21 protein-coding genes are annotated in these 25,046 nt (G+C 57.9%); all 21 read right to left on the bottom strand.

The window, feature by feature from the left end:
• Positions 1 to 92: 92 nt before the first annotated feature.
• On the bottom strand, positions 93 to 2,378 hold the full coding sequence (locus JQN68_RS06775) for a type IV pilus secretin PilQ (RefSeq protein ID WP_249621079.1): 2,286 nt from the start codon (positions 2,376 to 2,378) through the stop codon (positions 93 to 95).
• Position 2,379: 1 nt separating this feature from the next.
• The gene (locus tag JQN68_RS06770) at positions 2,380 to 2,916 is read right to left on the bottom strand and encodes a pilus assembly protein PilP (protein ID WP_225072858.1); all 537 of its coding nucleotides are present in this window, start codon (positions 2,914 to 2,916) and stop codon (positions 2,380 to 2,382) included.
• Complete coding sequence (locus tag JQN68_RS06765; protein ID WP_225072857.1) at positions 2,913 to 3,518, bottom strand: type IV pilus inner membrane component PilO; 606 nt, start codon at positions 3,516 to 3,518, stop codon at positions 2,913 to 2,915. Before JQN68_RS06765 ends, JQN68_RS06770 begins: the two co-directional genes overlap by 4 nt.
• Positions 3,515 to 4,093 carry a PilN domain-containing protein gene (locus JQN68_RS06760; RefSeq protein WP_225072856.1) on the bottom strand — a complete coding sequence of 193 codons (579 nt, stop codon included), beginning with the start codon at positions 4,091 to 4,093 and terminating at the stop codon, positions 3,515 to 3,517. Before JQN68_RS06760 ends, JQN68_RS06765 begins: the two co-directional genes overlap by 4 nt.
• Positions 4,090 to 5,154 carry a type IV pilus assembly protein PilM gene (gene pilM / locus JQN68_RS06755; RefSeq protein ID WP_249621078.1) on the bottom strand — a complete coding sequence of 355 codons (1,065 nt, stop codon included), beginning with the start codon at positions 5,152 to 5,154 and terminating at the stop codon, positions 4,090 to 4,092. The genes JQN68_RS06760 and pilM overlap by 4 nt, the downstream gene beginning before the upstream one ends.
• A 476-nt stretch (positions 5,155 to 5,630) precedes the next feature.
• Positions 5,631 to 6,431: a prepilin peptidase gene (locus JQN68_RS06750; protein WP_249621077.1), complete on the bottom strand. Its 801-nt coding sequence runs from the start codon at positions 6,429 to 6,431 to the stop codon at positions 5,631 to 5,633.
• A 242-nt stretch (positions 6,432 to 6,673) separates the two neighbouring features.
• Positions 6,674 to 7,558 carry a hypothetical protein gene (locus JQN68_RS06745; protein WP_225072853.1) on the bottom strand — a complete coding sequence of 295 codons (885 nt, stop codon included), beginning with the start codon at positions 7,556 to 7,558 and terminating at the stop codon, positions 6,674 to 6,676.
• Positions 7,555 to 8,367, bottom strand: a complete 813-nt coding sequence (locus JQN68_RS06740) for an ABC transporter permease (protein WP_225072852.1) — start codon at positions 8,365 to 8,367, stop codon at positions 7,555 to 7,557. The genes JQN68_RS06745 and JQN68_RS06740 overlap by 4 nt, the downstream gene beginning before the upstream one ends.
• The gene (locus JQN68_RS06735; RefSeq protein ID WP_225072851.1) at positions 8,364 to 9,107 is read right to left on the bottom strand and encodes an ABC transporter ATP-binding protein; all 744 of its coding nucleotides are present in this window, start codon (positions 9,105 to 9,107) and stop codon (positions 8,364 to 8,366) included. Before JQN68_RS06735 ends, JQN68_RS06740 begins: the two co-directional genes overlap by 4 nt.
• A gap of 22 nt (positions 9,108 to 9,129) precedes the next feature.
• On the bottom strand, positions 9,130 to 9,711 hold the full coding sequence (locus JQN68_RS14620) for a type IV pilin protein (RefSeq protein ID WP_349632302.1): 582 nt from the start codon (positions 9,709 to 9,711) through the stop codon (positions 9,130 to 9,132).
• A 152-nt stretch (positions 9,712 to 9,863) separates the two neighbouring features.
• Positions 9,864 to 10,463, bottom strand: a complete 600-nt coding sequence (locus JQN68_RS14850; RefSeq protein WP_283775416.1) for a type IV pilin protein — start codon at positions 10,461 to 10,463, stop codon at positions 9,864 to 9,866.
• A 260-nt stretch (positions 10,464 to 10,723) separates the two neighbouring features.
• Positions 10,724 to 12,109, bottom strand: a complete 1,386-nt coding sequence (locus JQN68_RS06720) for a sigma-54-dependent transcriptional regulator (protein ID WP_283775415.1) — start codon at positions 12,107 to 12,109, stop codon at positions 10,724 to 10,726.
• Positions 12,110 to 12,609: 500 nt separating this feature from the next.
• Complete coding sequence (locus JQN68_RS06715; RefSeq protein ID WP_225072895.1) at positions 12,610 to 14,247, bottom strand: two-component system sensor histidine kinase NtrB; 1,638 nt, start codon at positions 14,245 to 14,247, stop codon at positions 12,610 to 12,612.
• A 5-nt stretch (positions 14,248 to 14,252) separates the two neighbouring features.
• On the bottom strand, positions 14,253 to 15,470 hold the full coding sequence (locus JQN68_RS06710) for a type II secretion system F family protein (RefSeq protein WP_225072849.1): 1,218 nt from the start codon (positions 15,468 to 15,470) through the stop codon (positions 14,253 to 14,255).
• Positions 15,471 to 15,787: 317 nt separating this feature from the next.
• Positions 15,788 to 16,912 (bottom strand): type IV pilus twitching motility protein PilT, encoded by a 1,125-nt coding sequence (locus JQN68_RS06705; RefSeq protein ID WP_249621075.1) that lies wholly within the window; start codon positions 16,910 to 16,912, stop codon positions 15,788 to 15,790.
• Between the two features lie 147 nt (positions 16,913 to 17,059).
• Complete coding sequence (pilB, locus tag JQN68_RS06700; protein ID WP_225073686.1) at positions 17,060 to 18,760, bottom strand: type IV-A pilus assembly ATPase PilB; 1,701 nt, start codon at positions 18,758 to 18,760, stop codon at positions 17,060 to 17,062.
• Between the two features lie 149 nt (positions 18,761 to 18,909).
• Positions 18,910 to 19,794, bottom strand: a complete 885-nt coding sequence (gene aroE / locus JQN68_RS06695; protein ID WP_225073685.1) for a shikimate dehydrogenase — start codon at positions 19,792 to 19,794, stop codon at positions 18,910 to 18,912.
• On the bottom strand, positions 19,791 to 20,774 hold the full coding sequence (locus tag JQN68_RS06690; RefSeq protein ID WP_225073684.1) for a bifunctional riboflavin kinase/FAD synthetase: 984 nt from the start codon (positions 20,772 to 20,774) through the stop codon (positions 19,791 to 19,793). The genes aroE and JQN68_RS06690 overlap by 4 nt, the downstream gene beginning before the upstream one ends.
• Before the next feature lie 21 nt (positions 20,775 to 20,795).
• Positions 20,796 to 22,910 (bottom strand): ribonuclease R, encoded by a 2,115-nt coding sequence (gene rnr, locus JQN68_RS06685; RefSeq protein WP_225073683.1) that lies wholly within the window; start codon positions 22,908 to 22,910, stop codon positions 20,796 to 20,798.
• A 220-nt stretch (positions 22,911 to 23,130) separates the two neighbouring features.
• On the bottom strand, positions 23,131 to 24,480 hold the full coding sequence (locus JQN68_RS06680) for a DUF1015 domain-containing protein (RefSeq protein ID WP_225073682.1): 1,350 nt from the start codon (positions 24,478 to 24,480) through the stop codon (positions 23,131 to 23,133).
• Between the two features lie 154 nt (positions 24,481 to 24,634).
• Entirely contained in the window at positions 24,635 to 25,033 is a 399-nt protein-coding gene (locus tag JQN68_RS06675; RefSeq protein ID WP_225073681.1) for a type IV pilin protein, read from the bottom strand.
• Between the last annotated feature and the right edge of the window lie 13 nt (positions 25,034 to 25,046).

Raw genomic sequence — 25,046 nt, 5'->3', positions numbered from 1 at the left:
AGCCTTCCCGTTTTCAGGAAAAAAAAGGACAGGTTCAGCACCTGTCCTTTGAATTTTCGGTGAAATACCTTACCGAAAAATGTCTGACTTGACTAGTCCAAAATGCGCGGCGTGATGAAGACCAGCAGCTCGCGACGCTCCTCGCTCACAGAGGTGGATTTGAACAAATGGCCCAGAACCGGCACGTTTTTCAGGAAGGGAACCCCGGCGCTGCTCTCCTGCCGATCCTGGATGAAGATGCCGCCGATAACCGTGGTTTCCCCGTCTCGAATCAGCACCTTGCTGGTTGCCTGTTTAGTGTCGATAGCCGGTGCATTACCCAACCCCACGGAGACATCAGCTCCACGCGAGTCGTTTCTGGCTTCGATATCCAGTAAGATAGAACCGTCAGGATTGATTTCCGGAGTCACCTTGAGGCTCAGTTCAGCTTTCTTGAACTCAGTCTTAGTTCCTTGGTCGCTAGTCGTAAGGTACGGGATTTCAGTGCCCTGGGCAATCTCCGCTTCCATGCCGTTCAGGGTGGTGATGCGCGGAGTGGAAACAATACGACCGTGACCGGAAGTCTCCAGGGCAGCGAGGCGCAGGTCCAATACAGCCTTATCGATTCCAACACGCCCGAAAGTCAATCCGCTAACCAGTCCCCCAGTAACCGTACCGGGACTGATAGGTATCCCGATCAATGTGCCACCACCACCGATACTAGCCTTGTTGCCCGTGGCATCACCCGCAATATTGTTATAGGTAAGGCCCCAATTGACCCCAAGGTTCCGTGAAAAGGTAGCGCTAGCCTCAACAATCCGCGCTTCAATGAGAACCTGACGCTCCGGCGTATCCAGAAGTGAAGCCAATTTCCTGATTTCCGCCACCACCGATGGGATATCGGTAACAATCATTTTCTTGTCGCGGGCATCTGCGACAATTTTGCCACGTTCCGTCAGCAGCTTCTTACCGTTTTCCGCCACGGAATTAACGTCCGAATAATTGACAGTCACCACCTGGGTGGTCAAGTCTTCCAGCTTTTCCAGAGCCCGGGCGGCGGCGAACTGCTCCTGCTGCATCTGCCTGATTTTCTCCCGGGGCATGACCCGCACCACATTGCCTTCCCGGATCTGGCCCAAGCCGCGGGTTTCCAGCACCAGATCGAAGGCCTGATCCCAGGGTACATCCACCAACCGCAGAGTGACGGTGCCCTGCACATCATCGCCGACGATGATGTTCAATTTACTGACTTCGGCGATCAACTGCATGATGCTGCGGATGTTGGCGTCATCGAAGATCAGGTTGATTTTCTGCCCGGTGTAGCGTCGGGCCGGGCCGCGGTCGATGGACGGCACCCCAGAAGTCAAGGTTCCGGGTGCGGTATCGGCAACACCGCGGGCCACTGCGGTAGCGGGACGGGTCGCAACGGGCACCACGCGCTCGCTGCGAGCCGCCGGCTTGGCCTCGGCGTAAGGTCCGTCCTCAACGCTGAACAGCACCCGATTGCCGACCTGTTTCAGCTCATAGGGCATCGGCCCCTTGAGTTCGATGGCGAACAGGACGTCCTGACCGGAACCGGCACTGACCGTGTAGGGCGTAATCAAACGGATGGCGCTGGGAAACGCCGAGGTGTCGATGGCCCGCCGCAACGCTCTGCTGATGGAAGCGTTCTTGACGCCGATGCGCACCATGTCCCCGGCCGCCAGCACCGGCAGCAGTTCGGCCCGGCCCGAAAGCCCGACGGCCAAGACGGAACGGCCGTTTTGCTGGCTGAAATCGACGGAGGTAATGCTGACCGCCTTATTGATCACCGGTTTTGCGGCTGGTTCCGGCGCCGCAATCGGGGTCGCAGCGACAGTCGGGGCCATCGGTGCGGCCACAGGCTCAGGAGCAACCACCGGAGACGCGGAAGCAACCGCCTCGGGTACCACAGCCGCCGCAGGCCGGGAGTTGGGCCAGGTAATGATCACGGCGTTGGCCTGGCGATCGATGGCGTAGTCAGGCAGCCCGCTACGCGGCGCGTCCAGAACAAAACGCAACCGGTCGGAAGATTGTCCCACCCGAATGGTCTGAAAGCCGGCCGGCACCGAAAAGGACTGGGCATCGAAACCGGGCTTCAAACCCCGCAGATCCACGACCAGGCGGGGCGGCCCATCCATGGTGAAGTAGCGATAATCGCGAATGTTGCCATCAGCAACAAAGGCGATGCGTCCGTCGCGGATTTGCACCTGTTCGACGCGACGGGCCCGGGAATTTGCCGGCACCGGCGGGATAACATCCTCGACCACGGCATCCTGGCCGATACCCAAAGCCGGCCAGAACAACAAACTTGCCAGCATTGCCAGACAAAGCCCGGCACAAATCCTGCCTCCAGTCATTTTCAGCGGCAAAGGTCGCATTTCAATTATCTCCTGCCTTATTGGGGAATCGGATCTCCTGCCTGTCCCTGCGCAATTCACCGGCAAAATCGTAGTAACGTTCCTCCACGACAATGCGGTCTTGTTCGATAGCGATGATGGTACCCCCGTTTTTGCCGATCTTGACGCCTTTTTTCACGACATAGGATTTGCCGCCGGGCGCCATGACCATGGCGGCCGGGCCGGACGAATTGCGAATCACGCCGGTCAATCGGAACTGGCCCAGTTCATATTCCTGCAAGGGGGTTTGCGGCTGTAACTGCCGTGCTCCGACCGGCTTTTTCACCGCCAGCAAGCCGAGAAAGGGATCGCGGCGACCGCTGGGATTATAGACAAAAACCGGCGCTGCTGCCGTCGATTGAGACTCTTCGGCAACGGCATTCTCGCCGGACTTGGGGGATTGAACCTTGATTTTTTGCGGCGCCGCAGGTTGAGGGGGCGGTGCGGTACCATCACTGCAACCCGCCGCCAGCAGCACCAGCCCGAAAACGGCGACCATCCGGAATCCGGCCCGGCTCATGACTTCCCACCTTTCTTGGCTGCCTCCTGCGCGGCCTTTTCAATAAAGCGGAAGGTGGTGGCCACACAATCCACCGACAACAGGTTGCGCGACTCCTCCAGCTTGGCATTATCCAGCTTCAATTCGCCGATGTTGACAATCCGCGGCAAATTACCCACTTGGTAGCAGAACATGGCAAATTCATGATAGGTTCCGCGCAGTTTGAGGGACACGGGAACTTCGGCATAGAAATCGCGAGGCACTTCCCCGCCCGGCTTGAATTCCAGCACCTCCAGACCGTTGTTCCGTGCCAGATCGGCGATGCTGGTCAGCAGGGAAGCGATCTCCTTGCTGTCGGGCAACTCCTGCAGGGCCGCTTCCAGCTTGGCCTGCATGCGTTCATATTCCGCCTTGAAGCGGGGCAGATCAGCAGCAATACGCCGATCTTCCTCCAATCTCGCCATCAAGGTCTCTTTCTGCTGGAGCTGCTCCTTTAATTCCTGCCGCTTGGGCCCGTAAAAGCCGAACCAGAACAGCGCCACCACCACGGCACAGATTCCCCCCAGAATGAGATACTGCTGTTGTCGCGGCAGGTTGAGAATCTTTTCAACTCTGGGATTCATCGTCCCACCTCCCCGGATACCGCCACGGCAGGCTGCGGAATGGCCACCCCGCTGGTAATTTCAAATTCATGCAACTTGATACCCTCCTGCACTACCTGCCGGGTGACGGTCAGATCCACTTTCTGGTAGTAGGGGGAGCTTTCCAGGTCACGAATAAAGGTGGCGACGATGTTCTCGTTGAGACCGATGCCCTTGATGTTTATCTGGCCGCTTTTCTCCGTGAAGGAGGTCAGCCACAATTTGTCGGGCAACACCCGGCTCAATTCGTCCAGCAGGTGGACAGGCCCGGTTTTCTTGCGTTTCAAATCCTCGAGCACATCCAACTTGCCCTGCAGTTCAGCCTGCAACTTCTTGAACTGGGCCACTTCGCCGATGGCCTTGCGCAGGGAATTCAGTTCTGTCTGAATTTCGGCGATCTCCGCCTTCTCCCGGGCCACGCGGGCCACCAGGGCCAGATGGAGCCCGGCGCAGGCCAACACCATCAGTCCCACCGCCAATCCCGCAACCAGAAGTTGGCGCTGCGACTTGGCTCGCTTCTGCGCCACCCTGACGGGCAATAGATTAATTCGGATCATTTGTCCCCAACCCTCCTTGTGGCAAGGCCCACGCCGACCGCGAACAGGGGCCGCACAGCTTCAACAAATGCCGGATCGAACCGGTTTTCATCCATAGTGATGCGTCGGAACGGATTGAGAATTTCCACCGGAATGCCCAATTGCCGACCGAGGACGGAATCCAGTCCGGCGGTGCGGGACACTCCTCCGGCCAGATACAGTTTGCCGGCCTTGCCGTCGGTGGAGGTGGCGGCAAAGAAATCCAGGGAACGTTGGATCTCCTGGGCAAGGGTTTCCGATGCGTAGCGCAATACTTCGGCGACGGTGGCTGCATCGACCTCTCCCGTCCTTTCCCCCAATTTGACGCGCTCCGCCTCTTCGCCGTTCAACCCGAGACGCTTCTGCAGTTCCTCGTTGAACAGGTTGCCGCCGTTCTGAATATCGCGGGTAAAAACCGATACCCCGTCCTTGAGAATGTTGATGTTCATGGAACTGGCGCCGACGTTCACCAGGGCAATCAGGCCGTTCTCGGGGTCATAGTTGAGTTGATAGGCGTTTTCCAGGGCGAAGCAGTCGACATCCACCACCACCGGGGTCAGACCGCACTCGCCGAAAACCGTCAGATAATCCTGAATGAATTCCTTCTTGGCGGCCACCAGCAGCACCTTCATCTGGGCGGGATCCTTGCTGTCCGGACCGAGAATCTGGAAATCCAGGTTGACTTCGGAAATTTCAAAGGGGATATATTGTTCGGCTTCCCATTCGATGGAAGCCTCGACCTCGTCGGAGGTCATGTTGGGAAGGTAGATATTGCGGATAATGACGGAATGGCCGGAAACGGAGGTAGCGACATTTTTTGTCTTCACCTTCTGGTTTTCCACCAGACCGCGCAGGCAGTCGACCAGCGTGACCGAGTCCATGACCGAATGATCGACAATGGTTTCCGGGGGCAAGGCCGCCACCCCCAAGTGAACCAGTTCATACCCCTCTTTGACCTGACGAAGCTGGATCAGCTTGACCGAACTGGAACCGATGTCAATGCCGACCAGATCATCCTGCTTGCTGAACAGTCCAAACGCCATCTCGATGACCCCGCCTCTTTGAATTAAAAAACAACATCGCTGCCCGTTGTGACAACCTGACGAAACAGCAAGGGCCGTGCCATCCGGCCCTAAATGGTTTTATTTTGCTCTTTTTCGACAACATCGGAACCCTGCCGCGAACCCCATCCTTGTCTTTCCCGGGCTGAAACATGGTTCCAAAAGAAAAACGGCTTTTATCGCCACCACTTCGTCCACAAAACGTATCGAAAATTCTGGGTTAATTATAGGTGTGGCAACAATAGTGTCAACAAAATAATTTAATGGACTTTCGAGGATTGGGATCAATGGCAATGCCCCATCTACATGCTGTAGGCGAGACCCGGCAGGGTGCCAGATATTGGGGAGGGGGGGGAAGACTGAAGACTGAAGACTGAAGACTGAAGACTGAAGGAAAATCTCGCCTTAATGGATTCTTCCCATATCCCGTCTTATCAAAAGAGTTCCCCCATCCCCTATCAGCGCCCGAGTTGCATCCGTGGCTCCATCCCCACGGTGACAAGGTACCAATCGATGATCTCCTGACCCCAGAACAGGTAAATGACTGCGCCAAGTGCCAGAAAAGGTCCGAAGGGAATGGCCAGCTTGCCGCCGGTGCGCTTGACCAGCATCAGGGGCACCCCCACCAGGGTTCCGGCCAGGGAACTGAGGAAGATGACCGGCAGCACCGCCTGCCAGCCCAAAAACGCGCCCATCATGGCCAACAGTTTGACATCACCGCCACCCATGCCCTCGACGCCGGTCAGCTTTTCATAGCCCCAGGCCACCAGGAACAGAATGCCTCCACCGAGCAAAACTCCGAGCAGCGCCGCCCACCAGGTCAGCCAGGGCACCACCAAAGCCGCCAACAGTCCCACCACGATGCCGGGCAGGCTGATGACATCGGGGATGATGCGGTGATCCAGATCGATAAAGGTAATGACCACTAGGGCCGCCACGAAGACCAGGTAAACCAGCCCCACCCAGGACAAACCGAAACTGCGCACCACCAGCACGAACAGACCGCCGGTGAGTGCCTCGACCAGGGGATAACGCCAGGAAATGGCCGCTCCGCAAGCGGCGCAGCGGCCGCGCAGGGCCAGAAAACTGAGGATGGGAATATTCTGGTACCAGCGGATGGGGGCCTGGCAATGGGGGCAGCGGGAGGCCGGCGAAACGATGGAAAGGCCCTCAGGGATGCGGGCGATGCAGACATTGAGGAAGGAACCGATGACGGCCCCGAGGATGAAAATGGTTACCGGACTGTATAAAAATGCCATATTTTCCACTCCACGTTCTGACAGTCAGCAATCCCGCCCCATATGGCGGGACACCGGACTTAATTGCATCAACAATGCCATGCGCTTGCGGGATGCGCAATAGAAATCCCGGCCGAAAGAATCCTGTTACCGCTGGTGAACATTTTTCAAGGAAGGATGAAGGAGAAAATTTCTACAAGCATGATGAGGGAACCCCACCATGGGAAACCTCAGCCAGCCACGCCAGGAAAATTCAAGGGTTTTCAGTTGGCAGGAATTTCGTTCGAAGTGCCACCTTTGGCATAGGTCAGTTCGCTGGTGGATTTCACGCTGCCGTCCGCATCCAGATAGAAGGTCCCTCCATAAGGGTCTTCGGGAATGGCTGAAATCACTCCTCTTTCCTGCAAGACATTCAAAGTCCCGGGCATTTCCCCGTAATGTTGTCGGTAGACCAGTACGGCTTGCTCCAGATAATGGATCTTTTCCAGCGCCTCCAGGCGCACCTGGTACAACTCCCGGGTGCGTTCATCCTCGGTCCGGCTGAGAATACCGCGCAAAAAAACAATGGCATTTTCGGTGCGGTTTTCCTGGTAGGCCAACCGGGCAGCCAGGGTGGCCAGCAGCGGCATGGCGTCGGGACGTTGAGCGCCTAGCATGAGATATTCGGAGGCGCGACCGCTGTCCTGCAGGTAATAAAAATGATTGAATCCGAGATAAAAGGGCAGCAACCAGTCCCAGTCCCGCCACTCCAGGCCCTTCTCCAGCAACTGGTTGATACGCGGAATCATTTCCGGATTGCGACTCAAAACCGCATTACCGAAATAATAAGGGTCGAAAAAATAGGGATCCAAATCCGTGGCCGCGTCGAGAAGCCGGTAGACCCGCTGCCAATCACTGTCCCGAGCCTGGCTTGGCCCGGCACTTTCAAGGAGTTTTCCGTAAGCGGTCAAACCCTGCAGAAAACAGAAATCCGCCGCCAGACCGCGGAATTCTCCCGCCACCACCCGCAACAGGGGCCCCGGCAACACGTAGCTGTGATCCTCCGGCAAGGGCAAATCCTGTCGGGCGCCGGCCGCCCACCACAGGGTTGCGACCTGACCCGCGGCCAGAGCCGCCACCAGCACCAGGGTCGCCAGCAGGCGTCTCACGGAAATTCCCTCCGCGAAAACACCAGGCCGGCCAGGGTGACGGACAGGGCCGTATAAAACAGGCCATAGGCCACGGTTCCTGCCAGGTAGGTCCAGGACACCGGCAAATTATGGGCCGCCTGGACCTTGATGTCGAACAGGGACAGGTTGGGAAACAGGTAATAGGCCGCCTTCACCACACGCACCGTGGTGGCGGACACCTCGATGCCCACCGCCGCCGGCGACTCCACCAGGGCCTTGATGGCCGCCACGCCATGGCCGATGAGATAACTGACCACCGTCAGAATGAGGGTCACGAAGGAACTGGTGGCAAAGGACGCAAACAGAAAACTCATTCCGGCCAGCAATACCAGCATCAGGGTGATGAGCATCAGGGCCAACAGAACGGGGCTCCAGGCGAATCGCGGGAAATAGCTGGGGAAGGCCCACCTGACGGAGCCGATGGACAGCAGGGCGCAGCCTCCCAGCATGGCGGTGGCCGTGACGATGAGCATGGCCATGCCCAGGAACTTGCCCCAGATATAATGCCGCCGGGAAATAGGCCGCGCCAACACCATGTAGATGGTGCGGCGGTCCAGATCCTTGGCCAACAGGTTGATGCCCACGAACAGCACCAGAAGCAGACCGGAAAAGGACACCGCCGACAAAGCCACATCCACCGCCACCTTGCCGACCTCCTGCATGATCATCCCGCAGATCAGAAAGTTGGCGACGAACAGCAGCAGGGCCAGCAGAAAGATACCGTACAGGGCCCGGTTGCGGATACCCTCCTTGAAGGTGATGACGGCCAGGGGCCAAAGGGGTCTCATGACGGCAATCCTCCAAAATCATCGGCAATGGCGCGCAGAAACAGTCCTTCCAGAGTTTCGCCGGCCGGTACCACCTTATCCAACTCGCCTACCAGGCGCAGGCGACCACCGGCAATGATGCCGATGCGGTCGCAGAACCGCTCGATGTCATTGAGGATGTGGGAGGAGAAAAAGACCGTCTTGCCCTGATGCTTGAGATCCAGGATCAGGTCCCCGACCATCTTGCGACCGACGGGGTCGAGACCACTCATGGGTTCATCGAGTATCACCACGGCCGGATCGTGGATCAAGGCCAGGGCCAGCCCGGCGCGCTGCACCATGCCCTTGGAATAGGTACGCAGGGGCCGTTTACGGGCCTCCAGCAAACCGACCCGTTCCAACAACGCCGGAGTCTTGTGACGCAGATCGTCGGCGGTCATGCCGGAGGAACGGCCACCGAACCAGAGCAGTTCGTCGGCGTTAAGGTAGTCATAAAAATAGGGGTTTTCCGGCAGGTAGCCGACCTGCCGCCTTACCCGCCGGTCCGAAACGTCGCGGTCAAGAATAGTAGCCTTGCCGTCGTCGGGCCGGATGAGATTGAGCAGCACCTTGATGGAGGTCGACTTTCCGGCGCCGTTGGGGCCGAGAAAGCCGAACACCTCACCACTCGCAATCTCCAAAGTCAATCTTTGCAAAGCTTGAACCTTTCGACTGCTTAACCCTTCGCGAAAGGTTTTACTTATTCCTTGGATTGAAACCATCACCTATCCTACTATCAATAATTTACAAATTTTCCCAACCGTTCCCGGCCAAATCATCCATGTCAGTTACTACCAGAGCAATTCCGGCCTCAGCCAACGTTTGACCGCGCTGCCCTGGTCGTTGATATAAACCACTGGCAGCATTATCTGCGCCAAATATGCGAGTACCCCCCATATGCTTTACCATGGCACCAAAATGAGTTCCGTCAGGCGCGTTGGTATGTGCTACCAAATGAACGCCCGTACTCAATCCAACGGGTGAAAATTGGACAGGCCCCGCAATCACGGCTGTATTTGATGGGCCAATAAGTATAACCCCAAGGCCGTGTGAAGCGGCAGCGCTAGCATTATTGCTGCGACCATATTGCTGAAAATCGCTAAAAAAAGCCGCCTCAGCAACACATAACTGGCCCAAGTCCGCCATTGCAGATCCGTTTTGAGCTCTTGCAGTTAACTCCTGATAGCGAGGAATGGCAAGGGAGGCAAGTATGGCAATTATCAGCACGACTAGGATCAATTCAATCAGGGTAAAACCCTCGATTCCCAAACTGACCCTATCAAATTTTCCTTCAATATTTTCTGTTTGCGCACTGCCACTGACCACCTTTTCCTCCCCAAAAGTCCATTAGCATTCAGACAGCATTCTAAGAAGTTTCTTTAAAAAGAAAAACGAATCCGCAAACATCACCAACAAGAACTCTAATTTAAACTAAAAAGGGCCGGCATATTGCCGGCCCTTTTTAGTATCCATACTGATTACATCATGGACCATGCAGCAGCGCCACCAGCCGGGGTGACACCGGTAAAGTCATCTGCTGCTGTCACGTTCGGGCACACAGCGAGTGCCATTGCCCCAGGACCAGCAGTGGAACGAACCTGATATTGAGCGGTAATGTCGCTATCAATGCCGTAGAAATTAATCCCTTGAAGATGCTTACTAGTTGCATTGAAACCAGTACCGGTTGCAAGCGTATGAGCCACCAAGTTGACATTGTTGCTCAAACCAATGCGCATGGCATTCGTGGCGCCGTTGAGGCCCCCTGCAATAAACGGCAACGCATTGCCTGCGCCGGGCCCAGTAAGCAGGACTCCGGTATTTGCTCCTGAAACAGCAGCAGCACCAGCCTCATTAGCACCAAGCGCACTCTGACCAAAAGTCTGCCAATCACTGAAAAAGGCAGCCTGGGACTTTTGCAGATTGTTGAGGTCCGACAGGGCCGCAGAGTTGTAGGCCCGCTGCCGATAAGCCGCGAACTGCGGGATGGCGATGGCGGCCAGGATGCCGATGATCGCGACGACGATCAACAGCTCGATGAGGGTGAAACCCTTCTCGCTCTTACGAAGCGCCTTGAACATGATGAAACTCCTTTCAAATGGTTGAGTGTTCGGAACCGTAGATTCGGCACCGGATGAATGAACGGGAAAATCGTTCCGCTTGGCCAAATTAACTTGCAGCGGCCGTGCCAAATTTTCCAAAATCCAAAAATAAATAAAAAAGCTTGAATCTTCGGCCCATTAGCCAAACGGCCCGGCAAGCGCGAAGCAGTTTAACAGATAGTCCGGCCGGGGAGCAACAATGCGCGTCAATATGAGTGACGTTTTTTGGCACCAAGGCCCTACTCCTCTTCCCCCACCTCCAACCCGTACTTGGCCAAACGATAGCGAATGGAGCGGAAGGAAATGCCCAGCAACTCGGCGGCGCGCTTGCGGATGCCGCCGGTGCGGTCGAGGGCTTTGAGGAGAATGCTTTTTTCGATATTGCCGAGGTAGTTGTCAAGATCGAGCCCCTCTTCCGGCAGATCCTGCATGGGGGCCTCCACCGGATCGGCGCCGGTCCGGATATGGCCTGGCAGGCTGTCGACGGTGATGGCCCCGTCGCCGCACAGCACCACGCAACGCTCGATGGTGTTCTCCAACTCACGGATATTGCCCGGCCAACCGTAATCGAGGAGGCGGCGCAGGACGCCGTCGGCAAGGGTCAGGGACACGGTCGGACTGTATTTGCCGAGAAAATGCTCCACCAGCAGGGGGATGTCCTCGCGCCGCTCGCGCAGGGCCGGCAGGGCCAACTGGATGACGTTGAGGCGGTAGAAAAGATCCTCGCGGAACTGGCCGCAAGAAACCAGGCGGTTCAGATCCTTGTTGGTGGCCGCCACCAGGCGCACGTCCACGGGCAGGGTGCGGGTGCCGCCGACCCGGCGCAGTTCCCGCTCCTGCAGCACCCGCAGCAGCTTGACCTGCATCATGGCCGGCAATTCGGCAATCTCGTCGAGGAACAGGGTACCGCCGTCGGCCACCTCGAACAGGCCGGCCTTCTGGGCCACGGCGCCGGTGAAGGAACCCTTTTCATGGCCGAACAGTTCGCTTTCCAGCAGATTCTCGGGGATGGCGCCGCAGTTGATGGCCACAAAGGGCTGGTCCCGGCGCTCGCTGTTGAAATGGATGGCCTTGGCCACCAGTTCCTTGCCCGTGCCGCTCTCGCCGGTGACCAGAATATTGACCCGGCTGCCGGCCACCTTTTCGATGAGATCATACACCGCCTGCATGGGACGGCTCTTGCCGATGATGCTGCCGAAGGAAAATCGCTGCTCCAGTTCGCGCTTGAGCTGCCGGTTCTCCTTGCGCAATTCCATGCGTTCCAGGGCGTTCTGGACAATGAGGCGGATTTCGTCGTTCTTGAAGGGCTTGGTGATGTAATCGTAGGCGCCCTTCTTCATGGCCTCGACGGCCTGTTCGGTATTGGAGAAGGCGGTGATCATGATGACGGCGGTGCCCGGAGCACGGGCCATGACATGCTCCAGCAGACTGAAACCATCCAGCCGGGGCATCTTGACATCGCTGATCACCAGATCGAAATGCCCGTCCCGCAGGCAGGCCACGGCCTGCGCTCCGTCCACGGCGGTTTCCACCTGATAACCGTCCCGCCGCAGCAGGATGGACAGAAACTCCCGCATGCTTTCTTCGTCGTCAACGACCAGGATGCGATGGGCTTTTTCGGGCAAGGTTTTTCCTCCGGGGTTGGAGGCAGACTGAAGACTGAAGTCCGAAGGCTGAAGGAAAAAACTCAACAGCCAAGACAAGGGCCTTTCCGCCACCAGATGTTCAATTTGTCATTGTACAGATTTTAATGGGCTTGCCAATGCCTTTATTGATTACCCTTCAGTCTTCGGACTTCAGTCTTCAGACTGCTTCACCTCAGACTGAAGACTGAAGTCCGAAGACTGAAGGTAAAAACTCGACAGCCAAGACGAGGGCCTTCCCGCCACCAGAGATTCAGATTGTCATTGTACAGATTTTAATGGTCTTGCCAATGCTTTATATGACTTTTCTTCAGTCCTCGGACTTCAGCCTTCGGACTGCTTCACGTCAGACTGAAGACTGAAGTCCGAAGACTGAAGGTAAAAACTTTACAGCCAAGGCATGGGCCTTCTCGTCACCTGTAGCTCAGCAAGCCCATTTTACATATTTTAATGGGCTTGCCAATGCCTTTAATGATTACCCTTCAGCCTTCAGCCTTCAGTCTGATTATAAACTTCGCGCCTCCCAGGGGACTGGTGCCCAGATCGAGGGTGCCGCCATGGGCGGTCACGATGGCATAGACGGTGGCCAATCCCAGGCCGGTACCGTGATCCTTGGTGGTGAAAAAGGGATCGAAGATTTTTTCCCGCAGGGCATCGGCCACGCCGTGGCCGCTGTCCTCGACGATGAGACTTTGGGTTTGGGGCTCGTAGGCCAGGCGCAGGGCGCCCCCCGACGGCATGGCTTCGGCGGCATTGATGAGCAGATTCCAGAGGGCCTGCTGCAATTGCCGACGGTCACCCAGCAGCACTTCTCCGCATGGCGCATCCACCTGCAATGTGATGTGCGTAAAACGTGGGTCGCCCCCGACCAGACCCTGCAAATCATCCAGCATGGCAGCAGGCTCAAAGGGCGCTTGGTCCGGGCGCACGGGACGGGCGAACTGCAGAAAATCGCTCAGCAGTTTGTTGAGGCGATCGGCTTCGCGCACCACGATGGCCAGCAGGTGACGATCCTCCTCGCCGGCGGCCAGGCTTTCGGAAAGGAGTTGCACCGAGCCGCTGATGGAGGCCAGGGGATTGCGGATCTCGTGGGCCATGCCGGCGGCGAGATGACCGACGGCCGCCAGACGATCGGCGCGCTTGAGACGCTCTTCCATCTCTTTGAGGCGACTGAGATCCTGAAAAGTCACCAGCAGGCCGCGCAATTTGCCGTCCGGATCATTGACCAATGAGGTGTTGTAACCGATGGGCCGGGTCAGCCCGCTGCCGTTGCACAAGGTGCCTTCGGCCCGCTCCACCAGTCGAAAACGCCCCTCCTGAGGCACTTCCAGAGCCGGGAAAAATCGACCGGCAGGATGGTCCTTCAACTGCTCCAGGGTCACGCCCAACATTTCCTCCGCCGCCGGATTCACCGATTGTACGCGTCCCTCGAGGTCGATAATCATCAGTCCGCTGGGCATGTTGGCCAGAATGGTGCGGTTGAGCAGCCCCAATTGGGCAAAGTCATCCTCGGCCTGCCGGCGCGCAACTTCGCTGTAACGCAGGCGTCCGACCAGGCTGGCGGCCAGCATGGCCATGGCGAAAAAAGCCGAAACGTGGACAAAGACGGCATACAGGGCCCGGTATGGCGCCACCCGTTCCACAAAGGAGATGCCGGGCAGTACCGGCAGGAATCCGAAATACTGCAAATCCACCAGGCTGCCATAGAGGATGGCGGCGGCGGCGGCGACAATCAGTACATCGCGCCGGGTCAGCAACAGCGCGGCGCTGAGAATCACCAGCAGGAAAAGAAAGGGGAAGGGACTATCGATACCGCCGGTCAGATAGAGAATGGCGGTGATGAACAGCAGATCCCAGGCAATCTGAACCTGAACCAGGCCGCGGAAACGCCGCAACCAACGCAATGCCAGCAGGGACAGCAGGGCCTGCAGGTAGGAAGCGGCGATGAGGGAGTACAGATATTGGGGATCCGGCCAATGTCCGGGCGGCCGGCCTTTGACCTGGTACAGCAGAGTGCCGCCCAGCAGCAGGGTCAGCACCAGCACCCGCAGAGCCAGGTAGCCCTGCAGCAGGCGGCGGTAGCCCTCGTCCTGATTCAGGCCGGGCAGGCCATGGGTCATCACGGTCAGCCGCCCACGGCTCCGGCAATCTTGAAGATGGGCAGGTACATGGCAATAACCAGACCGCCGACGGTGGTGCCCAAAAACAGCATCAGCATGGGCTCCATCATGGCGGTCAGGTTGCCGACGGCTTCATCCACCTCGTCGTCGTAGAAGTCGGCGATTTTGGCCAGCATGGCGTCGATGGAACCGGACTGCTCCCCGACCGCAATCATCTGGCAGACCATGGGTGGGAAAACGCTGGTTTTTTCCAGGGGTTCGGCAATGGTCTTGCCCTCGCTGATGCTCTGCTTGACGTTATAGATGGCCTTCTCGATGGTGCGATTGCCGGCGGTCTTGGCCACGATATCCAAACCATCGAGAATCGGCACACCGCTGGAAATCATGGTGCCGAGAGTACGGGAGAACTTGGCCACCGCCACCTTGCGGATGAGGACGCCGAACACCGGCAGTCGCAGAGCATAGGCATCCACCAATTCCCGCCCCCGGGGCGTGGCGTAAAAACGTTTGAAGAGAAAGATGATGACAACAATGGCGCCGATAATGGCAAGAATATAGCTGCGAACGAAGTTGCTGAAATTGATGACAATCTGGGTCGGCACCGGCAGGGAACTGCCGAAGTCGGCGAACATCTTCTCGAATGCCGGTATGACGAAAATCAGAATGACGGAGATGACGATGAGAGCGATGCCGACCACCGTGGCCGGATAGGTCATGGCGCCCTTGACCCGTTTCCTCAGCTTGTGGGCCTTTTCCAGGTAGGCGGCCAGGCGGTTGAGGATGGTATCCAGGATACCGCCGACCTCGCCGGCGGCCACCAGATTGACGAACAGTTCGTCAAAGACCTTGGGATGCTTTTTCAAAGCCTCGGCAAAGGTCGCACCGGATTCGACGCTCTCCTTGACCTCGGCCAGCACCTTTTTAAAAAGCTTGTTGTCCTGCTGACGGCTGAGAATATCGAGGCATTGCACCAGGGGCAGGCCGGCATCGATCATGGTGGCGAACTGGCGGGTGAACACCACCTTGTCCTTGATGGTGACCTTGCCGCCGAACCCGGGGATCTTGAGTTCCACGTCCAGGCCCTTGCCGCGCTCCTTGACCTTGGTGGGCATGATGCCCTGACGGCGCAACTGGGCCATGACGGCGGCCTCGTTGGAAGCCTCCATCTCGCCCTTCTGCACCTGACCGCCGCGGACCTTGCCTTCCCATGCGAATTTAGCCATATTTGGGACCTCTTTAAATCAGGCTGAAGGCTGGGTAAAGCAGGCTGAAGACTGAAGTCCGAAGGCTGAAGTAAAACCTTCTTGCCTCAGTGTTCCGCTGACTTACTCGCCGCCGCAGCCCAACCCCCTCTGTTGTCTTAAAATGATGCAGACTGAAGACTTCAGCCTGTTTTTCTCAGCCTTCAACCTGCCTTTTACGCCTTCACTTCAGTCTTCAGTCTTCAGCCTTCAGCCTGTTTTTCTCAGCTTTCAACCTGTTTTTTACGCCTTCACTTCAGCCTTCAGCCTTCAGCCTTCAGTCTGCACTTACCCAGCCTTCAGCCTGCCTTATGCGGCATTCGCCGCAGGTGGGCGTTGGGATTGGCGATCATCTGCCGCAGTTCGTCCGGATCCGAGGATCGCGACAGGGCGGTCTCCAAGGTGACCTGTTTTTTGTGGTAGAGCAGGAACAGGGCCTGATTCATGGTCTGCATGCCGAACTTGTCCTGCCCCATCTGCATCTGGGAGTAGATCTGGTGCACCTTGTCGTCTCGTATCAGAGCGCGGATGGCGGTGTTGGGCACCATCACCTCCAGAGCCAGAATCCGGCCGTGACCGCTGGCCCGGGGCAGCAGGGTCTGGGACAGCACCCCTTCGAGCACAAAGGACAGCTGGGTGCGCACCTGGGTCTGCTGGCTGGTGGGGAACACATCGACGATGCGGTTGATGGTCTGCACGCAGGAGTTGGTGTGCAGAGTGGCGAAGCAGAGGTGGCCGGTCTCGGCAATGGTCAGGGCCGCCTCGATGGTTTCCAGGTCCCGCAACTCGCCCAGCAGTACCACGTCCGGATCCTGGCGCAGAATGTACTTGAGGGCCTTTTTGAAGGAATGGGTATCCGCCCCCACCTCCCGCTGGTTGACGATACAGTTCTTGTGGGGGTGGATATATTCGATGGGGTCTTCGATGGTGATGATGTGTTCCTGCCGCTCCATGTTGATGGAATCGATGATGGACGCCAGAGTGGTGGACTTGCCGCTGCCCGTCGGCCCCGTGACCAGCACCAGGCCGCGCGGCTTGCGCGAGATTTCCCGCACCACCGGCGGCAGGCCCAATTCCTCGAAGGTCATGAACTTGTACGGGATCATGCGGAAGGCGCCGGCCAGGGCTCCGCGCTGCAGGTAGACGTTGCCGCGGAATCGCGCCAGACCCTTGACGCCGAAACTCAGGTCCAGTTCGCTTTCCTCCTCGAACTTGCGTTTCTGGGCATCGGTAAGGATGCTGTAGCAGAGCTGCTTGGTCTCGGCCGGCTGCAGGGGCGGAAATTTCAGGGAGCGAATCTGTCCGTCGATACGCACCTGGGGCGGTGTTCCAGTGGTGATGTGCAGGTCCGAAGCCCCCATCTCCACCATGGTTTTGAGCAACTCCCGGATGCCGACGCTGACGGCCGGCGCTTCTTCGGACATGATTGGCTCCATTTAAAGCAGGCTGAAGGCTGAAGGCTGAAGGCTGAAGAAAAATTCAAACCCAGCCTGCAAATTACAGCTCGGTGTTCAACTAATAGCAAGAAGTACGCCAGCCGTCGGCGAAACCGATTAATATCTACCGCCCCCTCAGTCGTCGGCGACGGTGCAGCGCAATACCTCTTCGAAGGAGGTGACGCCTTCCTTCAGCTTGCTCAGGGCCGATTGGCGCATGGTCTTGACGCCGAGGCGCATGGATTCCCGCTTGATTTCAGCGGTGTTGGCACCGGAAAGCACCAATTCCCGGATTTCCTCGAACATGGGCATGACCTGGTAGATGCCGACCCGGCCCTTGTAGCCCGTGTTGTTGCAGGTCGGGCAACCCCGGCCGCGATAACAGACGTACTGATCCACCTCTTCCGGCGCCACGCCGGCTTCGATGAGGGCCTGCTTGGGAATATCCTCGGCTTCGCTGCATTCCTTGCAATTGCGGCGGCCGAGACGCTGGGCGGTGATGAGATTGACCGCCGAGGCCACCAGAAAGGGCTCGATGCCCATGTTCAGCATGCGGCTGATGGTGCTGGGGGCATCGTTGGTATGCAGGGTGGAAAGCACCAGGTGGCCGGTCAAAGCCGCCTTGATGCCGATCTCCGCCGTTTCAAAATCGCGGATCTCGCCGATCATGATGATGTCCGGATCCTGACGCAGAAAGGAGCGCAAAGCCGAGGCGAAGTTGAGACCGATCTCCTCGTGCATCTGCACCTGGTTGATGCCGGCGAAGTTGAATTCGACCGGATCTTCAGCGGTGGAAATGTTGAGGGTGCTGTCGTTAAGTTCCGCCAGGGCGGAATAGAGGGAGACGGTCTTGCCGCTGCCCGTGGGGCCGGTGACCAGCACCATGCCGAAGGGTTTGTGGATGGCCTCCTTGAACCAACCGAGGGGCTTTTCCTCGTACCCCAGCTTGGTCATGTCCAACTGCAGGTTGGATTTATCCAGGAGACGGCAGACCACCTTTTCGCCGAACAGGGTCGGCAGGCAGCTGACGCGGTAGTCCATGTCCTTGCCGCCGGGCAGTTTGATCTTGATGCGGCCGTCCTGGGGCAGGCGCCGCTCGGCGATATCCATTTCCGCCATGATCTTGAGGCGGGAAATAATGGCCGCCCGCAGTTTCATGGGCGGCTTCATCTGCTCGTAGAGCACGCCGTCAATGCGATAGCGAACCCGAAATTCCTTTTCGTAGGGTTCAACATGGATGTCGGAAGCTTTCTTTTTGATGGCGTCGGTGAGAATGAAATTCACCAGCTTGACGACCGGCGCATCTTCCGTGGCCCGTTCCAGATCGCGCAGGTTGACGTCATCGTGTTCATCGACGACTTCGAGATCGATATCATCCAGGTCGTCCATGACCATGGCCAGGGAAGAACTCTGGTCATAATACTTGTCGATGGCGGCCTTGATGGATGACTCCGTTGCCACCACCACCTCGATGTTGAAACCGGTCATGAACTTGAGATCGTCGATGGCGAACAGGTTCGACGGATCGCTCATGGCCACAATCAAGCTCGCGCCGGCCCGGTTGACGGGCACCACCTGGTATTTTTGGGCGATTTCAGGAGCCACCAGGCGAATGATTTCGTGTTCGATTTCGAAATCGCTCAGGTTGATGGACGGCATGCCGTACTGCTTGGCGAGAAAGGCCGACAGCTCCTCCTCCTTGGCAAACCCCAGCTTGACCAGGCTGGTGCCGAGACGCCCGCCTTGGCTTTTCTGGTCCTCCAGGGCCTGATTTAATTGCTGGTCGCTTACCAGTCCATGTCGAACCAGCAATTCTCCAAGTCTGCTACCGGTCATGCCGCTACCTTTCCTGCATGTATCGCAGCAAATTACCGCGCGTCATCAAACGTTTATGGTCACGAAAGAGAAAAGACGTCATAGCATTAAATGGGGTTCAAAACGTAAACAAAAAAACCTCTAACCTCAGCGGCATGTTAACGATGGCTTCATGTGCTGTCAAGATGCCAATTCTGCACCCCCAGGCAATCATAAAGGGTTCTTTTCATCAATCCCGGTTCGGGCCGGCGCCCGGTCCACAGGGCAAAGGCCTCCTCGCCCTGGCCGACCAGCATACCGAGGCCATCCGCAACCCGGTACCCGTGTTCACGAGCCATGGCAACCAGAGGCGTCGAATCGGCGCTGTAGACCATGTCCAGCACCACGGCCCGCGGGGCCAGGCGGTGCCAGGGCAGAACGTCGAAACCTTCCCCGTGCAAACCCAGGGAGGTACTGTTGATCACCAGGTCGACGGCGGGAAAAACCCCTGCCAACTCCGCCGTCGACAATCCCATCGCAGCAAATTCCGTTCCCGGAAAGACCGCCCGGAAATTTTCCACCAGTTGCTCGCCCCGCACGCGGGTACGGTTGGCGACGCCGATCCAGACGGCACCGGCCTCAGCCAGAGCCACCAGAGCGGCCCGGGTCGCCCCGCCGGCACCGAGCAGCAGCACTCGACGGCCAACCGGCAAAAAAGCCAGATCTTCAGCCAGGGAAGCCAACAGGCCCGGCGCATCGGTATTGAAACCGGTCAGGAGTCCATCCCGGTTGACAATGGTGTTGACGGCGCCGATCCTGGCGGCGAGGGGATCCAGCGCATCCAGATACGGCAGGACCTGTTCCTTGTGGGGGATGGTCACGTTGACACCCCACAGATTCAGGGCCCGCAGGCTCTGGACGGCGCCGGCCAATTCCTCGCTACGCACCCGGAACGGCAGGTAGACGGCATCGATGCCGGCCCGTTGCAACGCGGCGTTCTGCATCACCGGCGACAGGGAATGCCGGACGGGATCGCCGAAGATCCCCAAAACGCGGGTTTCGCCGGTGATGTTCATGGGCAATCCCTCTGCCCACGGCCGCAATCCAGATATTCCTGGTACTGGATCAGTCGGGCCACGGCCAGTATTTCCCGGCCACGGGCAATATCGTTGTTGATGGCACGCTTGAGCTGTTCCAGTTCCGCGAAACGGATCTCGTCCCGCAACCGCTCGACGAAATAGACCCGTAGTTCTTCGCCGTACAAGTCGCCCGAGAAATCCAGCAGATGGACTTCGATGAACAGGCCGGCGGCATTGAAGGTGGGATTGCGACCGATATTGAGGACCCCGTCGAGAATCTCCTCGCCCCGCTTCACCTTGACCGCATAGACGCCGGGACAGGGCAGCAACTCCTTGTCCGTGGCCAGATTGGCGGTGGGAAAACCCAGCTTCGAACCGCGGCCGAAGCCATGCACCACCCGCCCGGAAAAGTTGTAATTGCGTCCCAGCACCTTGGTCACGGCCCGCACCTCTCCCTCGCGAATCATCTTCCTGACCCGGGTGGAACTGTAGACTTCGCCGTTTTCCCGGATGGGATCCAGTACCTCGACGGCAAAGCCGAGATATTCCCCCATGCGGCGCAACAGATTCACATCCCCGGACCGATCCTTGCCGAACAGGTAATCGTAACCCACCACCAGATGGGAAACGCCAACCTTTTCCACCAGAATTTCACGCACGAATCGATGAGCCGGCAGATTGGCCAGTTCCCGGGTGAAGGGCGCGCTGATCAACACATCGATACAGGAGGCTTCGATGAGGATCTCTTTCTCATCGTAGGTGTTGATGAGGGGGGGCGCGTGTTCCGGCGCCAAAATCTTGAGGGGATGAGGCACAAAGGTATAGACCACGGATTGGCCGCCGATTTCCCGCGCCCGGCGCACCACCCGGCGGAAAATTTCCCGGTGGCCAAGATGGATGCCGTCGAAGTTGCCGAGGGTGAGCACGGCATTTTCGAGGGGAGTTTTGAGTTCGTCGAGATTGTGAAATATTTTCATATATTAAGACTGAAGGTTGCCTCACATCAACTCAAAGTCGAGCTCACGTCGATCCAGATTGACGCGAACCAATTTCACGCGTACCGCGTCACCGATGCGGAACAGGCGCCGGCGGCGCTGACCGACAAGGCGGTGGAGATGTTCTTCGAACTCATAATAATCGTCATCCAGGCTGCTGACATGCACCAGACCCTCGACGAAAACATCGATCAATTCCACGAAAAACCCGAAAGGCTGGACATCGGCGACCAAAGCTTCGAATTCCTCGCCGATCTTGTCCTCCATGAACTGGCAGCGCTTGAGGGCGACGCTGTCGCGCTCGGCCTCCATGGCGCGCCGTTCACGTTGGGACGTTACCTCGCCCAAACCCGGCAGATTGCGTTCGAGATTTTGCTTGAATCGGGCGGAAACGCCCTCTTCGGACAAGGCCTGGCGCAGGATGCGGTGCACCACCAGGTCGGGATAACGGCGTATGGGTGACGTAAAATGGCAGTAGCAGTCCGCCGCCAGACCGAAATGCCCGGCGTTGTCTTCACTGTAGCGGGCCTGCCGCATGCTGCGCAACAACAACTGGTTGACCATCCGCTCCTCGGGATGACCGGACACCCGGTCCAGCACCGCCTGCAATTCACGCGGATTGACGGTGTCATCCTGCAACTCCAGACCGATATTGAAATGGCTGAGGAATTCCTGGAATCGCTGCAATTTTTCCAGCTCCGGCGGTTCGTGGATGCGGTACAGCAGAGGTATTTCCCGGTCGGCCAGAAAACCGGCCACGGCCTCGTTGGCGGCCAGCATGAATTCCTCGATGATGCGGTGCGCCAAGGTCCGCTCGGAGCGCAGGATCTGGTCCGGACGGCCCTGCAGATCCAGCACGATTTCCGGTTCCGGCAAATCGAAGTCGAGACTGCCGCGCCGACGGCGCATGGCCATGAGACGTTCGGCCAATTCGGCCATGACCTGAAACTGGTCACGGCGCAGCACCAAGGGGGAATCCGCGTCAAGCCGATCCTCCAGGGCGGCGGCAACTTCCCGATAGGTCAGGCGTGCACAACTGCGCATGACAGCCGGATAAAAACGGGCCTCCAGTCTCCGACCATCCCCACTGAAGAGCATTTCGGCCACCAAGGCCAACCGATCCTCATCAGGTCGCAGGGAACAGATGCCGTTGCTCAACGTTTCCGGCAGCATGGGGAGACAGGCACCGGGAAAATAGACGCTGGTGGCCCGTTCCAGGGCCTCGACGTCGATGGGGCCGCCCTCCGGCACATAGTGGCCGACATCAGCAATGGCCACCCACAGGCGAATCGTGCCCCGCTCTTCGCGCTTTACGGCGACGGCGTCGTCGAAGTCCTTGGCCGTTTCGCCGTCGATGGTCACAATGTCGAGTTGGCGGAGATCGGTGCGTCCCTGGCACTCTGCAGCAGTGACGACTTGCGGAATTTGGCGGGCCAGGTCCTCAACCTGCCGGGAAAAGCGATGGGGCAAGTCAAACTTGTGGGCAATGGCGAGAATTTCGACCTGCGGGTCGGCGGGATCGCCCAACACCTCCACCACGGTGCCCAAGGGACCGCCGGTGCGATCCGGATAGCGGTCGATACGCACCAGAACCAGGAATCCCGGGAGCGCCTTATCAGGCGGCGGGGCCGCCAGGGGAATGGCGAAGGACAAGGCCGGATCGCTGGGTATCACCATCCCGTGGCGACCGCCCTCTTGCAACCGGCCGAGCAACTGCTGGTGGGCACGATTCAACACCCGAACCACCTGGCCCTGCACGCCGCCGCGAGGCGCGGGACCGACCTGGATGGCGACCCGATCGCCGTTCATGACCCCGCGCAAGTAGCGGGCCGGGATGAAAACATCCGACCCCTGCCCTTGTTCCGGCGCGACAAACCCGTAACCGTCACGATGCACCGATACGATGCCGGTCACCACCTGCCCGGAACGGGCCGCCAGGTAGTGCCCCTTGCGGGCCCGTCGCAACAATCCCTCCTCAACCAGAGCATCAAGCAGCGCCAAGGTCTCCTGGCGTTCCTTTCGGTCCAGGTCGAAGTGGGCCAGAACCTGCCGCCCGGAAAGGGGTTTGCCCTTTTGGCGCCTGAACAAATCGAGGAGAAGATCCGGGGTGGGAATCATTATAAGGCAGTCCGAAGGCTGAAGACGTTAACTACAGACTGAAGACTGAAGACTGAAGGCTGAAGAAAGCCAGGCACTACAGACTGAAGACTGAAGGCTGAAGGCTGAAGAAAGCCAGGCACTACAGACTGAAGACTGAAGGCTGAAGACTGAAGAAAGCCAGGCACTACAGACTGAAGGCTTAAGAGTGAAGGCTGAAGACTCATAATTCGTATATCGTTCATTCTTCGATCGTTTCACCGTCGGCGATGGGATTGATCACCAAACCGGTGAGCAACTTGGGATAGAAATAGGTCGACTTCTGGGGCATTTTTTCGCCGGCATTGGCAACATCCCGGACCTGGCTCATGCGGGTGGGATTCATCAGGAAAGCCAGTTGGCATTGGCCGGACCGCACCAGGCTGAAGGGTTCGTCGAAGTTCTTGACATAAGTGAGGTGAGTCTGCGCTTCCTGGGCTTCGAGGGAAATGTGCAGCCCCTTTTCCAGAACCACCCGATGCAGGACGGAAACATCCAGGGTGCGCAAGGCCTTGGAGGTTTTGGCATCGAAAAAACCGTCCATGAGTTTTTTGTCCTTGAGGATCAACAGGTACAATGTATCGCCGCCGCCATACAAGCCCAACGCAACTTTGTCCTCCCCCCTCTGTTGCAACAGGGAACGCATCTGCTGACGGGATTCGGCGTCATCCGGGTCAAAGGTATGCGCTTCGACCTGAAAATACTCACCGACTGAGGTCAGCAAGGGTTCCAGCCGAAAATCCTGCAGACCATGCACCAAGCGATGGGTCGGGAAGATGAGCATGCCCTGGTCTTCCATGTTGGCGAAATACATCAGGACATAATTATACAATTCCTTGCCGCTGAAATCCGGGTCCTGGTCGCGGCGCAAGTTTCGATAATTCAGGGCCGTTTCATAGCGATGATGGCCATCGGCGATGAACAGCGGCTTATTGTCGAGCATATCACGAATCTTTTTGAAAACGGTGCGGTCCGTCACCTGCCAGAGGCGGTGAACAACGCCATCGTCATCCATCACCTCCAGATCCGGCACCCTTTTCTTTATTTCCCAGGTGAGGGCTTCCTGTACGCAGCAGGGATCGGAATACAAGCCGAAAATGGGACTGAAGTTGGCCCGACAGGCCTTGGTCAGTTCCAGACGATCCGCCTTGGGACCGGACAGGGTTTTCTCGTGGGGCTTGACCACTCCGGTAGCAAAATCCTCCAGACGAGCCAGAGCAATGAAGCCCTGCCGCACCACCTTGCCGATGCCCGTTGCCTGGTATTCCTCGTCATAGAGATAGAGGGAGGGGGTTTCATCCCGGACCAGCACCCCTTCTTCCCGCCACTGACGAAAAAAGGTCGCGGCCCGCGTGTAGCGGTTGTCCGTCGCCGTATCGGCCGGGTCCGTCTTGCCCAGGATCAGCCGGACCACGTTGAAGGGGCTGCGCTGGTAAAGAGTTTCCTGTAATTCGGGAGAAATAACATCATAAGGAGGGGCCATGACCCGGGCAGGATCGGCCAACTTGTCAAGATTGTAACGAACAGCCCGAAACGGAGCGATCTTAGCCATGCGTTGCATCTCCCTTGGGTAGGTGTGGGTTCTTCAAAGGTTTCACTATAAGCAAGCCGGAAGGGAGGTGGCAAGGAAAAAGCTGGAAAGGCGCGGAAACGGCAACGGGCGACGCATGCGTCGCCCGTTGCAAGGTGGATATTTCAGAACCAAACTACCAGCAACCGTCCTGGGCCGCCCCGCGCGCGCCGGCCTGATTGATGGTGAGCTGACCGCATTCGTCGCCGGTCTGGCTACCCTGTGGAGTGGCGGAGATGGTAAAGGTGGTGGCCGTACGATTGACAAAAGCGATAGCGTAAAGGCCGTGAGGGGACCTATCGCGGATGTCATCGGCAACATTCGGGCCGATGGTAACATTCATGTAGGTATTATTGCGCACGAAGGACCGCTCGGCTATTTGCGCCGCCTCGACCAGGGTCGCGCGCCCTTCGGCGCGATTGGCCCGGCGGCGGTACTGGTTGTACATGGGAACGGCGATGGCCATGAGAATGCCGAGGATGGCCATAACCACTAGCAACTCGATAAGGGAAAAGCCCCTGATATTTCGACGCATATGTGTCCCTCCC

Source organism: Desulfuromonas sp. CSMB_57 (assembly GCF_020194955.2).
Classification (GTDB): domain Bacteria; phylum Desulfobacterota; class Desulfuromonadia; order Desulfuromonadales; family Syntrophotaleaceae; genus JAFCIY02.
Note: the sequence above shows the minus strand (reverse complement) of the source record. Positions and strands in the feature narration are given on the sequence as shown.